This window comes from Amycolatopsis decaplanina DSM 44594, assembly GCF_000342005.1.
In the GTDB taxonomy this organism is placed as follows: Bacteria; Actinomycetota; Actinomycetes; order Mycobacteriales; family Pseudonocardiaceae; genus Amycolatopsis; species Amycolatopsis decaplanina.
This window is the reverse complement of record NZ_AOHO01000075.1, coordinates 31,741-45,897: the sequence shown is the minus strand read 5'-3', so window position 1 is coordinate 45,897 and position 14,157 is coordinate 31,741. Positions and strand designations below refer to the sequence as shown.

General features: G+C 67.1%; 16 protein-coding genes and 1 pseudogene. 10 read left to right on the top strand and 7 right to left on the bottom strand.

What is annotated here, in order from left to right:
- Nucleotides 1–29 precede the first annotated feature (29 nt).
- On the bottom strand, nucleotides 30–488 hold the full coding sequence (locus H074_RS32785; protein ID WP_007034390.1) for a peroxiredoxin family protein: 459 nt from the start codon (nucleotides 486–488) through the stop codon (nucleotides 30–32).
- Between the two features lie 31 nt (nucleotides 489–519).
- Entirely contained in the window at nucleotides 520–1,053 is a 534-nt protein-coding gene (locus H074_RS32780; protein ID WP_007034389.1) for an RNA polymerase sigma factor, read from the bottom strand.
- Here H074_RS32780 and H074_RS42290 point away from each other — a divergent pair.
- The 4 genes and pseudogenes from H074_RS42290 to H074_RS32760 form a co-directional block, all read left to right on the top strand.
- A pseudogene (locus H074_RS42290) lies at nucleotides 958–1,557 on the top strand (mycothiol transferase); the annotation flags it as partial. The gene H074_RS32780 and the pseudogene H074_RS42290 sit on opposite strands and share 96 nt — an antisense overlap.
- A 165-nt stretch (nucleotides 1,558–1,722) precedes the next feature.
- On the top strand, nucleotides 1,723–2,490 hold the full coding sequence (locus tag H074_RS32770) for an NAD(P)-binding domain-containing protein (protein ID WP_039923908.1): 768 nt from the start codon (nucleotides 1,723–1,725) through the stop codon (nucleotides 2,488–2,490).
- Nucleotides 2,487–3,245, top strand: a complete 759-nt coding sequence (locus H074_RS32765; protein WP_007034387.1) for a putative protein N(5)-glutamine methyltransferase — start codon at nucleotides 2,487–2,489, stop codon at nucleotides 3,243–3,245. Before H074_RS32770 ends, H074_RS32765 begins: the two co-directional genes overlap by 4 nt.
- 10 nt (nucleotides 3,246–3,255) lie before the next feature.
- A complete protein-coding gene (locus tag H074_RS32760) occupies nucleotides 3,256–3,897 on the top strand; it encodes a class I SAM-dependent DNA methyltransferase (protein ID WP_007034386.1) in 642 nt (213 codons plus the stop codon).
- 1 nt (nucleotide 3,898) lies between these two features.
- Here H074_RS32760 and H074_RS32755 read toward each other — a convergent pair whose 3' ends face one another.
- Nucleotides 3,899–4,738, bottom strand: a complete 840-nt coding sequence (locus tag H074_RS32755; RefSeq protein ID WP_007034385.1) for a class I SAM-dependent methyltransferase — start codon at nucleotides 4,736–4,738, stop codon at nucleotides 3,899–3,901.
- Nucleotides 4,739–5,389: 651 nt separating this feature from the next.
- Between H074_RS32755 and H074_RS32750 the strand changes: the two genes are divergently transcribed.
- Nucleotides 5,390–6,370, top strand: a complete 981-nt coding sequence (locus tag H074_RS32750; RefSeq protein WP_007034384.1) for a tyrosine-type recombinase/integrase — start codon at nucleotides 5,390–5,392, stop codon at nucleotides 6,368–6,370.
- A 1-nt stretch (nucleotide 6,371) separates the two neighbouring features.
- Here H074_RS32750 and H074_RS32745 read toward each other — a convergent pair whose 3' ends face one another.
- Nucleotides 6,372–6,755: a hypothetical protein gene (locus H074_RS32745; protein WP_007034383.1), complete on the bottom strand. Its 384-nt coding sequence runs from the start codon at nucleotides 6,753–6,755 to the stop codon at nucleotides 6,372–6,374.
- 66 nt (nucleotides 6,756–6,821) lie between these two features.
- Here H074_RS32745 and H074_RS32740 point away from each other — a divergent pair, with 66 nt between their 5' ends.
- Complete coding sequence (locus H074_RS32740) at nucleotides 6,822–7,601, top strand: glycerophosphodiester phosphodiesterase family protein (RefSeq protein ID WP_007034382.1); 780 nt, start codon at nucleotides 6,822–6,824, stop codon at nucleotides 7,599–7,601.
- 59 nt (nucleotides 7,602–7,660) lie between these two features.
- Here the strand turns inward: H074_RS32740 and H074_RS32735 are convergent, their stop codons facing one another.
- Nucleotides 7,661–8,335 (bottom strand): transglycosylase family protein, encoded by a 675-nt coding sequence (locus H074_RS32735; RefSeq protein WP_007034381.1) that lies wholly within the window; start codon nucleotides 8,333–8,335, stop codon nucleotides 7,661–7,663.
- A 270-nt stretch (nucleotides 8,336–8,605) separates the two neighbouring features.
- Between H074_RS32735 and H074_RS32730 the strand changes: the two genes are divergently transcribed.
- From H074_RS32730 to H074_RS32720, 3 genes are all read left to right on the top strand, one after another.
- On the top strand, nucleotides 8,606–10,006 hold the full coding sequence (locus H074_RS32730; RefSeq protein WP_007034380.1) for an MFS transporter: 1,401 nt from the start codon (nucleotides 8,606–8,608) through the stop codon (nucleotides 10,004–10,006).
- A 30-nt stretch (nucleotides 10,007–10,036) separates the two neighbouring features.
- Nucleotides 10,037–10,795, top strand: coding sequence for a thymidine kinase (locus tag H074_RS32725; RefSeq protein WP_007034379.1), 759 nt, complete (start codon nucleotides 10,037–10,039; stop codon nucleotides 10,793–10,795).
- Between the two features lie 226 nt (nucleotides 10,796–11,021).
- On the top strand, nucleotides 11,022–11,369 hold the full coding sequence (locus H074_RS32720) for an RNA polymerase-binding protein RbpA (protein WP_005151365.1): 348 nt from the start codon (nucleotides 11,022–11,024) through the stop codon (nucleotides 11,367–11,369).
- 87 nt (nucleotides 11,370–11,456) lie between these two features.
- On the opposite strand, the gene dapA is transcribed toward H074_RS32720, so the two are convergent.
- Nucleotides 11,457–12,356: a 4-hydroxy-tetrahydrodipicolinate synthase gene (dapA, locus tag H074_RS32715; RefSeq protein ID WP_007034378.1), complete on the bottom strand. Its 900-nt coding sequence runs from the start codon at nucleotides 12,354–12,356 to the stop codon at nucleotides 11,457–11,459.
- Nucleotides 12,357–12,429: 73 nt separating this feature from the next.
- Here dapA and H074_RS32710 point away from each other — a divergent pair, with 73 nt between their 5' ends.
- Nucleotides 12,430–13,431 carry a LysR family transcriptional regulator gene (locus H074_RS32710; protein ID WP_007034377.1) on the top strand — a complete coding sequence of 334 codons (1,002 nt, stop codon included), beginning with the start codon at nucleotides 12,430–12,432 and terminating at the stop codon, nucleotides 13,429–13,431.
- Here H074_RS32710 and H074_RS32705 read toward each other — a convergent pair.
- Nucleotides 13,324–14,109, bottom strand: a complete 786-nt coding sequence (locus H074_RS32705) for an SDR family NAD(P)-dependent oxidoreductase (protein ID WP_007034376.1) — start codon at nucleotides 14,107–14,109, stop codon at nucleotides 13,324–13,326. The genes H074_RS32710 and H074_RS32705 overlap by 108 nt on opposite strands.
- Nucleotides 14,110–14,157 lie beyond the last annotated feature (48 nt).

The window sequence follows — 14,157 nt, the reverse complement described above, 5'->3', positions numbered from 1 at the left end:
AGAAGTGAAGCACCGATTCACACCTTCAGTCAACGCACCCTGGCGAGCTCCTCGACGGCCTTGACGATGCCCTTCTTGTCATAAGCGCCGGTCGGCATGGTCGCCGCGTGGGCATGGCGGACCACACCGCCCCGGTCGATCAGCACGCTGCCCGACTGCTGCAACATCTTCTTCGCCAACCCGAAGGCCTCATGCGGCGTACCACTCCGACCGGTGACCACCCGGAACGGCACCCCGCGCTTCGCTCGCCACGCTTTGGCCTCCGCCCTGCCCTCGGGGACGGCGACCAGCACACGCACATTCGCGGCGGCCAACTCCCCGGCCCGCCCCACGAGGTCCTTCACATGGCTGTTGCAGACAGGACACGTGGTCGAACGCATGAAATAGATCAGCACGTTGTCCGTACCGCGGTGATCCGAAAGCCGGACGACCTGCCCGGCCGTGTCCTCCAGAACGACATCAGGGACCGTGGAACCGATTTCGAGCATGAAGACTCCTCAAGAAAAAGTGGAACGAAGATCAGGAAGCGGGGTTGTCGAGAAAGGCCCGGACCGTCGCCCGCGCGCGATGCAGCCGGGACTTCATCGCGGCCGTGCTCAGACCGAGCGCGTCGGCGACCGCCCGGCCCGAATGGCCCTGGATGTCACGCATGATCAACACGCGACGCTGATCAGCGGGCAACTCGGCGATCGCCGCGGCCACCCGTTGCGCCTCGAGCCGATCCAAGGCGTCTTCCTCGGCCGACACCATCACGACGGAATTCGCCAGATCGTCACCACGCAACGTCCGGCGCGCCCGCCGGAGGCATTCGTTGCGCACGATCCGGAACATCCACGACGCAAGCGCGCCGGTGGCTCGCAGTGTGCCGATCTTCCGATACAGGATGATCAGCGCTTCCTGCGCCGAATCCTCCGCATCCTCCGGCGAGGCACACAGCGACCGCGCGAACCGCTGCACATGCGGATGGGAACCCGAGACCAAAGCGGCGATGGCGGACGCGTCGCCGCCCTGTGCCGCGACGATCAACGAGTCCCTCGGCCAATCGGCCTCCACGACAACCTCCTCCCGCACCGAGCTTGTCCCGGCCCTTACAAGAGCCGGGCACCCCACAAAAGGATTCAGCCCGCCCCAAGTGACCCCGCTCACCCCAGCAGGCGCACCACGAATCCCACGTCACCCGATGGCATGATCGCCGCTATGACATGGACCGCCCCCGAGGTGACCCGACCGTCCGGCGACACCGCCGCCGACGAGCGGATCCTCCTGCCCTCCCTGCTGGCCTGGCACCGCAGCACCTTCCTCCACAAACTCGCCGGCCTCACTGGAGAACAACTCGCCCAGGCGTCGGTCCCGCCGTCGAACATGACCCTCCTCGGCCTCATCCGTCACCTCGCCAAGGTCGAACGCTTCTGGTTCCGCCTGCGCTACGCCGCTCAGGACATCGAACCCCTCTACGACCCCGCCCTCGGCAAGGACCACGACTTCGAAGTCCTCGACGCCGCCAAAGCCGAGGAGGCGTACGACATCCTCCTCGAAGAGATCCGGCTGGCCGACGAAGCCGCCGCCGGAGGATCCCTCGACGACACCTTCGACCTTCGACCTCGGCGGGAACCCGTTCTCGCTGCGCATGCTCTACGTCCACATGATCGGCGAATACGCCCGCCACAACGGCCACGCCGACCTCATCCGCGAACGCGTCGACGGCCACACGGGAGCCTGACCATGGAATACGGATTCATCGGCGCCGGCGAGATCACCGCCGCCATCGTCGAAGGCCTCAGCAAGGACATCGCCGACCCGCCCTCGATCTTCCTCTCACCCCGCAGCCGCAGCGTCGGACAAGAACTCTCGGCCCGCTTCGCCAACGTCGAAGTCCGTGACAGCAACCAAGCCGTCGCCGACAGCGCCACGACGATCGTCCTCGCCGTCCGCCCGCCGATCGCCGAAGAAGTCCTCCGGGACCTCACCTTCCGGCCCGACCACGTCCTGATCAGCGCTCTCGCCGGCGTCCCGCTCGCTCGACTGCGCGACTGGGCGGCCCCCGCGGGCGAGGTCGTCCGGAGCATCCCGCTGCCCCCGGCCGCACGCCGCCAAAGCCTCACCGCGATGTACCCCGACAACCCCCGAGCCCGAGCCCTCTTCGACAGCATCGGCGGCAGCGTCGTCCCCGCCGCGGAGAAGGATCTCGACGTCTTCAGCGGCGCCACGGCCACCTTCGCCGCCCACCTGGACTATCTCGGCACCATCGCCGCCTGGATGACCGAGCAGGGCATCGAGGACACCACGGCGACCACCTTCACCAGCCACATCTTCGGTCAGCTCGGCCACTCCCTGCTGGAGCAGAGCGGCTCCCTCGAAACCCTCACCGGCAAGCACATGACCCCCGGCGGCCTCAACGAACAATTCCTCACCGAACTGCGCACCAGCGGCGTTCCCGACACCGTCCGCCAGGCCCTCGACGGAATCCTCGCCAGACTGCGGGACAAGTGACCATCATCGACAGGCTCCGGGCGGCGGGGTGCGTCTTCGCCGAAGACGAAGCCCGGCTCCTCACCGCCGAAGCCCGCACCCTTGCCGACCTCGACACCATGGTCCAACGCCGCATCGACGGCGAACCACTCGAAGTCATTCTCGGCTGGGCGGAGTTCCACGGACTCCGCATCGTCGTCGAACCCGGCGTCTTCGTGCCACGGCAACGATCCGAACTCCTCGTCCGCCACGCAGTCGCCCTCGCCGGACCGGGGGCGGTCGTCCTCGACCTCTGCTGCGGTACCGGCGCACTCGGCGCCGCCATCGCCGCCGAACTCGGCGAAATCCGGCTCTACGCGGCCGACATCGAACCCGCCGCCGTCCGCTGCGCCCGCACCAACGTCGCCCGAGCCGGGGGAGAGGTCTTCGAAGGCGACCTCTGCACACCACTTCCCGCGGCGCTACGAGGCGCTGTCGACATCCTGGTCGTCAACGCCCCGTACGTCCCCACCGACGCCATCGCGATGATGCCGCCCGAAGCGCGCGACCACGAACCCCGCGTCGCACTCGACGGCGGGCACGACGGCGTCGACGTCCACCGCCGCGTCGCCGCCGAAGCACCACAATGGCTCGCACCCGGCGGGCACCTGCTGATAGAAACCGGGGAAAGCCAGGCCGCGAGCACCGCGGAAGCCATGGCGCACAACGGGTTGACCCCCGAAGTGATCACCGACGACGAGCTGTACGCGACGATTGTTGTCGGAGCCAGGGGATAGGGTCGCCGCCGTGACCGACTACCTCCAAACGACCCGCACCGCCTACGACACGGTCGCGGCCGACTACGCCGAACTCCTCCGCGATCACCTCGCCGGATCCACCTGGGACAGAGCCATGCTCGGCACGTACGCCGAACTCGTACAGGCCGCCGGCGGCGGCCGCGTCGCCGAAATCGGCTGTGGACCCGGCCGCATCACCGAGCACCTCCACAACCTGGGGCTCGACATCCACGGCGTCGACCTTTCCCCGGGAATGGTCGCCGTCGCCCGGAAGTGGTACCCGCATTTGGACTTCCAGATCGGGGAGATGCCCGGTTTGTCCTTTGAGGACGATGCACTGGCCGGCGTCGTGGCGTGGTACTCGATCATCCACACGCCACGGGAGCGACTTCCGGAGATCTTCGCCGACTTCAACCGGATCCTCGCCCCGGGCGGCCATCTGCTGGTGGCCTTCCAGGTAGGCGACGAAGTGCGCCACATCGAGCACGCGTACGGACACGACATCTCCTGTGACGCCTACCGCCTGTCGCCTGAGAAGATCACCACGCAACTGGGGGAGACCGGATTCAGCGTGATCTCCACCCTCGTCCGTGAGCCTTCCGAGGAATTCGAAAAAACGCCACAGGCATACCTGATCGCCCGTAAGCAGTAGCTCAAGGACGCCGAGCCTCGATGAGCCAGGCCGCCGAGCCATAGAAAACGCCTCGGTCGGCCTGGTGCTCGGCGAGGTCGGCACGCAAATCCTCGATGGCCGCGGCACGCCTGGCCTCGTCCAGGTCGCTCAACCGCCCACCGTGCTGCTCGACGATGAAGTCGGCCGCATCGTCGACATCCTGACCGAAGTACATCGGCTTGTTCACCGCGGTGCACCGGACGTCGGTGTACCCGGCTGAGTTCAACAGCTCTTCGATCTCGAGCTGGTCGCTCAGCGCGGGATCCGAGGACGGCACCTCACGACCGGCCGCGAAGATCGTCCGGAAGGTGGTGATCCATTCGTTGAGCCGCAACGGTTGCCAGGTCAGCAGGACCAGACGGCCGCCGGGCCGGGTCGCCCTGGCCAGATTGGCGAACGCGGCCAGGGGAGTACCGAAGAACATCGATCCGTGCCTGCTGATCACCACGTCGAACCGCGCCTCGGCGAACGGATGGACCTGCGCGTCCACCTGTTCGAAAGAGACGTTGGGAACACGTTCCTGCTCGGCGAGCCGGCGAGCGACACCGAGCATCTCGCTGGAGAGGTCGACACCCAGCGCGGAACCATCAACGGCCAGCCGCGCCGCGTCCAGCGTCGTCTGACCCGCACCGCAGCCGACGTCGAGAACGTTGTCCGCCGGCCGGATATCGGCAGCGGCGAAGAACGTGTCGCGATAAGCCGCGACACCGTCGTTGAACCGCTGCGCGCGCTTCGCCCAAAGCGCGCCGTCGTCACCGTCCCACGCCTTCAACATCCGCTCGTTGGTCGGATCAACACGCACAGCGGTGCTCTCGGACATTTCCGCAACCCCCAGATTCGGCTTCCAGAGACGACCATAGCGCGACACGGCAGGTCCCTCAGTCAAGCAACCCAGGAGGGAAGACGCTCACGGCTGTTACTTGACATAATGTACATTATCGGCATTTTGATCGACCTGGACGACGAGCGCCGAGAGGGGTCTCTGGCGCAGGTCAAAGTGACCTTTCGTCGCATGCCACACAGGGAAAGCTCTCTTCGCCGCATCGGACGCGGGCTTGGCTCCCTTCGGTCCATCCTGACTCACTCGGCCTTGAGGCCCTGGAGGGCCGCAAAGTCACCCCCGGGGACATGAAACGGATGACCGATCACTCGGCCTCAATACGTCACTGTGACGAATCAATCCAGCCGCCTTGGGTGTCGTCGATCAATGGAGGCATCAATCTCGACTGATCTCACTGGGCGACCTGGCTGGGTGGCTACCTTGACGTCTTGGGATCTCCTGGTGGTCCACGCGTCCAGAACGGGTCATTCAAGACGAAAAACACCGGAAACAACCCTTCGGGACACATCTGGGAGCGGCGAGCGAGTCAAGGTCCCCCGCGAGGGAGTTTCCGGATTCATCGCTCCGTTTCATGCATAATCGCTATTATGCATGAAACGGAATATAACCCAGTGTAAGACTGTCGGTGCCATGCGGTACAAGATGCTCATGAGGGTTTCCGAGGCACAGCAAGCCTTTTTCGCCGCACGTCGTCCCCGTAAGGATTCTCCTCACACCACGGACGCCTACCGCCGCGACCTCGCCGGCATCACCGCTCTGCTGCTCCGCGAACTGGACCGCTCCCCTGACGACCTCACAGTCGAGATGCTCACTGCCCAAGCGCTCCGTAGCGCCTTCGGTGCCTTCGCGGACACCCACGCGAAGAGTTCGGTTCTACGCGCATGGTCGACCTGGAACCAGTTCCTGACCTTTTGCGTGTCCGACGGGCTGCTCGCGGGCAATCCGATGGGCGCGGTCGCCCGGCCGAAGGCGCCACCGTTGACGCCGAAACCGTTGCGGGGCGAGGAAACCCCGGAGCAGTTGCTCGCGGCGGCCGCCGATGGTTCGCGCCGGGCGCGGGACCCCTGGCCGGAGCGGGACGTCCTGGTGATCGCGCTCGGGCTGGTCGCCGGACTGCGTGCCGCGGAGATGAGGGCGCTGACGGCGCGATCGCTGGTCGGTCGTCAGGGCGAGATGCGGTTGCACGTCCATGGCAAAGGAAGTCGGGACCGATCGATCCCGGTGCAGCCGATCATGGAGAAGATCATCGAGGAGTACCTGGCCTCGTGTCGCCGTCGGTTCCCGCAGCAGCGATTCGGGCCCTCCACTCCCCTTCTCCGGGATCGTGCCGGCGAGCCGATCGGCCGCGGCGCGCTGGAGTACCTGGTCAAATCCTGCTACCGGTGGGCGGGACTGCACGACCGCGTGCCGGTCGGAGCGAACCTCCACGCGTTGCGACACACCTTCGCGACGCGGCTGGCGGAGGACGGCGCGACGGCGTCGGAGATCATGGCGCTGCTGGGGCACGCGAGCCTGGCGACCAGTCAGAACTACATCGAGGCGACCGGTCGTGAGCAGCGGGCGGCGGCCGCGAGCAACCGGACGTACCGGGCGCTGGACGGGATCGTGTAGGTCAGCGGAGCTGTTCGAGGTCCTTGGCGGCTTGGGCGATTTCGCCGGCGAGGCTGCGGAGTTCGGCGACGGAAGCGCCGTCGTCGGCCGCGGTGACGACGTCTTCGGCGGCGCAGCGGAGTTGGAAGAGCCTGTCCTGCAGGGTGGCGATCTCGGTGTCGGAGAGGACGACGGCGTCTTCGGGGAGGCCGCTGCGCTGGAGGGCGGTGCGGCGTTCGTAGGCCCGCTGGCGACAGGATTGCCCACAGTAGCGGCGGCGCCTGCCGACGTTGCCGCCTTGTTCGAGTCGTCGGCCGCACCAGCCGCAGTGTTTGGGTGCGCCCGCACGGCGTAACTCGGACACCTCTTCGGCGGACGTCTTCGGGTGTTCGGCCACTTCCCTCACGGGTCAGACCCTAGCTGGCCATCCGGCGATCATGCCGCGGCCAGGACCGAAGTGCACACTAGTGGGGTGCCGACACTGTTTCCGTACCTCGCCGACCCGCTCCCGCGTGCCTTCGCCCATCGGGGCTGGCACCTCGGTGACCTGGAAGGACTGGAGAACTCGTTGCCGGCCTTTCAGCAGGCGGTGGCGGAGGGTTACCGCTATCTCGAAACGGATGTGCACGCGACGTCGGATGGCGTGGTGGTCGTTCATCATGACGCGTCCTTGGACCGGACGACGGACGGTGCGGGGTTGATCTCCCGGCAGACGTGGGCCCAGCTGCGGACGGTGAAGGTCGGGGGTCGTGCGCCGTTGTCGCGGCTCGAGGACGTCCTCGAGGAGCTGCCCGAGGCGCGGTTCAACATCGATGTGAAGTCGAACGAGGCGGTGGAGCCCTTCGTGCGGACGATCGAGCGGACCGGCGCGCATGACCGGGTCGCGGCGGCGTCGTTCTCCGATGCGAGGCTGGCGCGGATCCGGAAGCTGGCGGGGCCGAAGCTGCTGACGGCGATGGGACCGCGTTCGGTGGCGGTGATGTGGGCGAACGGGTTCCTGCCGCTGGTTTCCCTGCGTGCTTTGTCGCGGGGTGCGATGGCGCAGGTGCCGGTGCGGCAGGGGCGGTTGAAGGTGGTGGACCGGGCGTTCCTGCGGCAGGCGACGCGCGGGGGTTTCGAGGTGCACACGTGGACGGTGGACGATCCGGCGGAGATGCGGCTCTTGCTGGATCTGGGGGTGCACGGGATCGTGACGGATCGGCCGGATCTGCTGCGTGAGGTGCTTCGGGAGCGGGGTTCCTGGCCCTCTTGATCCGCCATTGGTCACCTACTTGCGACGACAGCGCAAGTAGGTGACCAATGGCGGGTGGGTTACCGGGGTGGTTTGCCGTTCCAGGCGGCGTCCCAGGTCTTGGGTCCGAGCCGGCCTGAGTCGTTGATGCCGTTGGCTCGCTGGAGGGCGAGCACGGCTTCGCGGGTTTTGTCGTAATAGCAGCCTGTTCCGGTGAAGCCGTAGCCGAAGGCGTTCATCCGTAGCTGGAACTGCTTGAGCGGTGCCGCGCAGTCGCCGTAGGCGTAGACGACGCCGGGCCAGTCGGGTTTGGGGCCGCCGGGCGGAGCGGGCGGGTTGGGATTCGGCTTGGGCGGAGGCGGCGGGGCGGGCTGTCCTCCCCCGCCGATGTAGGCGGAGTCGGCGTAGGACGGGACACGTTTGCTGCGGCCGTCGCTGTCGTTGCGGAAGCCGAGTTTGCCGGCGCATTCCCAGGGTTGCCAGCCGCGCATGCGGTAGAGGTAGAGGGCCCGGTAGTCCTGTTCGCGTGGGCTGGCCTGGTCCGGTCGGCCGGTGCCGCCGACGCTGCGCCAGGTGGGCAGGTCGAACTGGTAGGCGCCGTAGTAGCCGTTGCCGGTGTTGATGTTGTAGCGCCCGCTCGATTCACACATGCGGAGCTTGGCCCAGTGGGAGCCGTGGGGATCCGCTGCGGCGGATCCGGTGGTGGCGAGCTGCAGGCCCGTCACGGCGAGGGCGAGCAGGAGCGTTCTCGCCACTACGCGGTGTGCTGTGCGAAGGCGATGGGTCCTCATGGGCGGAACAGTAAATACCGGACACTTGCTTCACAAGAGTCACAGATTGCACTCCAGCCTCACACGAAACACACGGGGATCGTGGCAGCGACACGCCGACGACGGTCGGGAAGGTGTCCGGGAAGGGTTCGTCCAGCGTCGAAACGAACACGGTCCGGCCTCGTGCCGGACAGGGCGGTGTGATCACCAGTAGTCTCCCGCTGACCTCGACGTTCTCGACTTCAGGAGCAGTGCATGACGGTGGCCGTGACCCGTGAACGCAAGCGGGTGTGGCGGGCTTGGTACCTCTACGACTGGGCCAATTCGCCGTTCTATTCGTCGGTGATCACCGTCTTCGGAGCGCTCTATTTGAGTGAGATCGCGTCCGCGGACGCGAAGACGAATTTCACCCTTAACGGGGACAGGCCGTGTACCGATTCGAGTGGAGCTTCGAGCACCCTGCAGAGCTGCGACGTCTCGTTGTTCGGGCTGCACTTCCCGGCGGGTTCGCTGTGGGGGTATCTGCTGTCGATCGCGACGGTGACGCAGGTGCTGGTTCTGCCGATCGCCGGCGCGATCGCGGACCGGAGCAGGCACAAGCGGCGGATCCTCGGCGGGTTCGCGTTCCTGGGCGCGGTGGCGTCGGCGCTGATGTTCTTCATCGCGGGGACGAACTGGGAGATCGGTGTCTGGACGTTCATCCTGGCGAACATCGGTTACGGCGGTGCGCTGGTCGTCTACTACTCGTTCCTGGTGGACATCGCGGAGCCGGACGAGCGGGACGCGGTGTCGTCGAAGGGCTGGGCGTTCGGTTATCTCGGTGGTGGTCTGGCGCTGGCGTTGCAGCTGGGCTTCTTCATGGGGCACGACTTCTTCGGGGTGAGCGAAGGCCTGGCGATCCAGATCTGCTTCCTGACGTCGGGGATCTGGTGGGCGGTGTTCACGGTCCCGGCGGTGCGGGCACTCCCCCAGACTCATGTGCCGAAGTCGGCCGAGCGTGGCCTGTCGGTGCTGACGGCCGGGTTCAAGGAGCTGAAGCAGACGATCAAGGAAGCGAGGGCCTATCCCCTGACGCTGGCGTTCCTCGGCAGCTACCTGATCTTCACCGACGGGATCACGACGGTGGTGGCGGTGTCGGCGCAGTACGGCAAGGACGAGCTGAAGTACAGCACCCAGGTGCTGATCGTCACGATCCTGGTGATCCAGTTCCTGGCGTACGCCGGGGCGATGATCCACGGTGCGATCGCGGCCCGGATCGGGGCGAAGAAGACAATCTTGGGCAGTCTGGTGGCCTGGGTGGTCGTGCTGACCTTCGCCTTCTTCATCGAGGCCGGTCAACCGCTGCAGTTCTACGCGGTGGCGGTGGGGATCGGGCTGGTGCTGGGCGGGACGAACGCGTTGTCGCGGTCGTTGTTCGGGCAGATGATCCCCGAGGGAAAGGATGCGCAGTACTTCTCGCTGTACGTGGTCGGTGAGCGGGGTACTTCGTGGCTGGGTCCCCTGCTCTTCGCGGCGGTCGGGCAGATCACCGGCTCGTTCCGATGGGCGATCATCGCGTTGGTGATCTTCTTCGTGCTCGGTTTCGTGTTCGTGTGGCTGGTGCCGGTGCGCCGGGCGATCGAGGCGGCGGGCAACCGACCACCGGCGGTGCTGTGAGGGCGGAGGGTGCCGATAGGGTCGACCGTCGTGACCGTACTGAAGGAGAGTGGCCCGGATCCCACGGACGCGTTGTCGTCGGTGCCGGTGGCGGGTTCACGGCGGGGTGTGCCGGTCGTCGGAAAGTTGAAGTTCTGCTACGGGCCGATGGACTGCGGGAAGTCGACGCTGGCGTTGCAGATCGACCACAACCATGCGCGGCAGGGTCGTCGCGGGATGGTGCTGGTGCGACACGACCGGTCCGGGGAGCCGCAGATCACCAGCCGGATCGGGTTGACGCGCAAGGCGATCGAGGTGGGGAACGAGACCGATCTGCGGTTGCTGGTGCGTGAGCAGTGGGCGGCGGGACGGCACGTGGACTATCTGATCGTCGACGAGGCGCAGTTCTTGTCGCCTGACCAGGTGGATCAGCTGGCCGAACTGGCCGATGACGTCCAGATCGACGTGTACTGCTTCGGAATCGCGACGGATTTCCGGAGTGTGCTGTTCCCCGGTGCCGCGCGGTTGTTCGAGCTGGCGGACGAGTTGCAGCCGGTTCAGGTCGAGGTGTTGTGCTGGTGCGGGCAGACGGGGCGGTTCAACGCGCGAGTGTCCGACGGTGAGGTTTTGCGAGCCGGGGACACCGTGGTGGTGGCGGACACCGAGCAGTTCGTAGTTGAAACTTCACAGGCATCACGGTCCCAGGGTGAACCGAACACGGTCCGTTATCAGGTATTGTGCCGTCGGCACTTTCGACTGGGTGACTTGGGGCCCTCCTCGGGCCAACACGGTCAGTTACGATTGACGTGACAGGCGTACTACTAGCCCATCTGGGGGATATCCGCACCAAGATGGCCGTATTGACGTCACGCCAGAGCGCGAAATCACTCCTACTAGGAGAAGCTGTTGCCACCGGGTGACACAGCTCATCGTGAGCAAGGACATGGTGTTCAGGGAATCCTCTGGCCCCCTCCGTCGTTGCATAGGGTGAGCATCACCCTGGCTCCACCCGGAGCTGACTGAAAGGACCCCCATCATGGCCGACCGTGTTCTCCGTGGAAGCCGGCTGGGAGCGGTCAGCTACGAGACCGACCGCAACCACGACCTCGCGCCTCGCCGCACCGTGCGCTACGCCTGCCCCAAGAACCACGAGTTCGAGGTGCCCTTCTCCGACGACGCCGAGATCCCCTCGGTGTGGGAGTGCAGGCTGCACGGCAGCGAGTCCGAGATCGTGGACGGCGGGCAGCCGGAGCAGAAGAAGGTCAAGCCCCCGAGGACGCACTGGGACATGCTCCTGGAGCGCCGTTCCATCCCGGAGCTCGAAGATCTGCTCAACGAACGTCTCGCCGAGCTGAAAGGACGCAGGACCACCCGGTCCGCCTGACGCACGGCACAAGTAGCTAGCCCCACCACGAACCGGCGAAGCCCCCGCGATTTCCCTCCGCGGGGGCTTCGCCGTGTCTCCGGGGTGTCAGGCCGGGATCAGGCCGGAGACGAGCGGCGCCAAGGCGTCGCGAAGCCGCCGCAGGTGCTCGGACGGCGATTCGAGCAGCGGAAGCCGGACCGTCGCATGCGGGATGACACCGAGGTCGGCCAGTGCGGCCTTCGCCATGATCGCTCCCTGTGAGGTGCGCATGACGGCCTGCACCAGTGGAAGCAGCGCGGCGTTGAGAGATCGCGCGGTGTCGAGGTCTCCCCCGCGCACGGCGGCGATGAGTGCGGTGTTGCGGTCGGCGAAGGCGTTTCCCACGACGCTGACCAGGCCGGTGGCGCCGGCGGCGAGGTAGGGCAGGTTGAGCTCGTCGATGCCGCAGTAGTAGGCCAGTGGGGTGCGCGCCATGACGGACATCGCTTCGAACAGGTCGCCTTTGGCGTCCTTCACGGCCCGGATCCTGGGGTGGCGGGCGAGTTCGATCAGGGTTGCCGCTTCCATGGCGGTCCCGGTGCGGGCCGGGACGTCGTAGAGCATCACGGGCAGGTCTGTGGCGTCGGCCACGGCCTGGCAGTGCGCCACGATTCCGGCCTGTGTCGGCTTGGAGTAGTAAGGGCAGACAAGCAGGAGCGCGTCGGCGCCGGCAGCCGCGGCTTCCTTCGCGCGTCGGATGCAGGCGGCGGTGTCGTAGGTGCCGACGCCGGCGATCACGCGTGCGCGGTTTCCGGCGCTGGTCGCCACGGTGCGGATGAGCCGGGCGGCTTCGGTGTCGGTCAGGGTGGGTGACTCGCCGGTGGTCCCGCCGACGACGATGCCGTCGCAGCCGGTGGTCAGCAGGTGGTCGACCAAGCCGGTGAGGCCGGGTTCGCTGAGCGCGCCACCGGGTTCCATCGGGGTGACCATGGCGACGAGGTTGGTGCCGAAGAGCGATTCGGTCATGCGGTCGATCCTGTCGGCACCGATACCTGTGGTCCAGCGATGGTTTTTGGCCGGTATTGCGTAGCCTGGCTTCATGATCGAGGTCGGAGCCCTGCGGGCACTGCGGTCGGTGGCCGCGCTGGGGACGTTGGCGCGGGCGGCGGACGAACTGGGGTTCACGGCCTCCGCCGTGTCGCAGCAGATCAAGCGACTGGAACGCCAGATCGGGATGCCCGTACTCGCTCCGGCGGGACGCGGCGTCGTGCTCACTCCCGCGGGGCAAGCCGTCGTCGATTCCTCGCTGGCGGTGTTCCAGGCGCTCGAGCGGTGCGCCGAGGCCGCTCAGTCGGTCGCGGAGGGCGCGCCTCGCGGTGTCCTGCGGGTGGCCGCGTTCTCGACGGGTATCCGCGGGCTGCTCGCCCCCGTCCACCCGCGGCTGCTGACGCGTTATCCCGACCTTCGCCTGCGGATCACGGAGCAGGATCCCGACCAGGCCTTGCACAGTGTCGAGGCCGGGACGGCGGACCTCGCGCTCCTGCATGACGCCGATGGCCTGCCTGTCCCGTTGTCCCCCGCCTTGTCCCGGCGCCTGGTGCACACCGACCTCGGTGACGTAGTCATGACCGAGACCCATCCGCTGGCGCGAGCCGAGCCGCCGCTGGAGAGCGCGGACCTGCGCGGGCACGCGTGGGTGACCAGTCCGCCGGGCACGGTCTGCCACCAGTGGTTCCGGCGCCTGTTCGCAGGCTTGCCGGAAGAGCCCGACGTGCGGCACCTGGTGGACGATTTCTCCACGCAGTTGTCGCTGGTCGCCTCGGGCGAGGTCGTCGCGTTGATCCCGCGGCTGGCGCGCCCGCCCTTGGCCGGAGGGCTCGTCGCCAGGCCGCTGCGGCGCCCGCCGACGCGCGAGGTGCACGCGGCGTGGCGCCGCAGCGCCGAAGCCAGTCCGGCGATCCGGGCGGTGCTGGCGGAACTTCAGGCGACCCGGTCAGCTGGGGAACATGCTGGTCACGTTGACGAAGGTGCCGGTGATCCCCATGGCGTCGTCGGAGGCGAGGAACGCCAGCGTGCGGGCGACTTCGGCGAGACGCGGTGAACGTTTGGTCAGCCGTGCCTCGGTGAGGGCGGCGAGGACGTTCTCCATCGCCTCCGGGCCCGACGGCAGCCGGTCGTTGACGGCGGAGAGCTTCTCGGGCGTGAAGGTCTCCGGGATTCCCGCGACCCAGACACCGAGCGCGCGGACGCCGCGCGGTCCGATCTCGACGGCGAGGTTGCGGATGTAGGTGTCGAGCGCGGCGTCGATCGAGCCGGTCGCGCCCATCATCGGGCTGCCCTGAGCGGAGCCGCTGTCCAGAGCCAGGATGACGCCGGAGCCTCGCGTGATCATGTGCCGGGCGGCCGCGCGGGCGGTGATGAAGTTGGTCGTGACGCCCGTGGTGATCGGGCGGACGAAGTCTTCGACCGACATCTCCACGAGCGGAATGCCCTGGACGTCGCCGCGCGGGACGAGGTTGAGGGAGATGTCGATGCCGCCGGCCTCGGCCACGACCGACGCCGCGTGCGCGTCGACCGCGGTTTCGTCCAGGGCGTCGACGACGGAGACTTCGGCCAGTCCCCCGGTTTCCTTGATGTCGTCGGCGAGCTTCGTCAGCACCGGTTCGTGACGGCCGGTGAGGAAGACCCGGGCACCGCGCGCGGCGAACTCCCTGGCGACACCGCCGCCGATCGCTCCGCCGGCGCCGTAGATGACCGCGTTCTTGTTCTCGAGGTTCATGGGTTTTCCTTCCGTCGTGGTCGGTCGACCGTTGAGACGAAGGAGACG

What these genes read in the sequence shown, in the direction of transcription:
- H074_RS32785 (WP_007034390.1), bottom strand. Translation starts at nt 488, where the DNA reads ATGCTCGAAATCGGTTCCACGGTCCCTGATGTCGTTCTGGAGGACACG.
- H074_RS32770 (WP_039923908.1), top strand. Translation starts at nt 1,723, where the DNA reads ATGGAATACGGATTCATCGGCGCCGGCGAGATCACCGCCGCCATCGTC.
- H074_RS32755 (WP_007034385.1), bottom strand. Translation starts at nt 4,738, where the DNA reads ATGTCCGAGAGCACCGCTGTGCGTGTTGATCCGACCAACGAGCGGATG.
- H074_RS32750 (WP_007034384.1), top strand. Translation starts at nt 5,390, where the DNA reads ATGCGGTACAAGATGCTCATGAGGGTTTCCGAGGCACAGCAAGCCTTT.
- H074_RS32730 (WP_007034380.1), top strand. Translation starts at nt 8,606, where the DNA reads ATGACGGTGGCCGTGACCCGTGAACGCAAGCGGGTGTGGCGGGCTTGG.
- H074_RS32720 (WP_005151365.1), top strand. Translation starts at nt 11,022, where the DNA reads ATGGCCGACCGTGTTCTCCGTGGAAGCCGGCTGGGAGCGGTCAGCTAC.
- dapA (WP_007034378.1), bottom strand. Translation starts at nt 12,356, where the DNA reads ATGACCGAATCGCTCTTCGGCACCAACCTCGTCGCCATGGTCACCCCG.
- H074_RS32710 (WP_007034377.1), top strand. Translation starts at nt 12,430, where the DNA reads ATGATCGAGGTCGGAGCCCTGCGGGCACTGCGGTCGGTGGCCGCGCTG.
- H074_RS32705 (WP_007034376.1), bottom strand. Translation starts at nt 14,109, where the DNA reads ATGAACCTCGAGAACAAGAACGCGGTCATCTACGGCGCCGGCGGAGCG.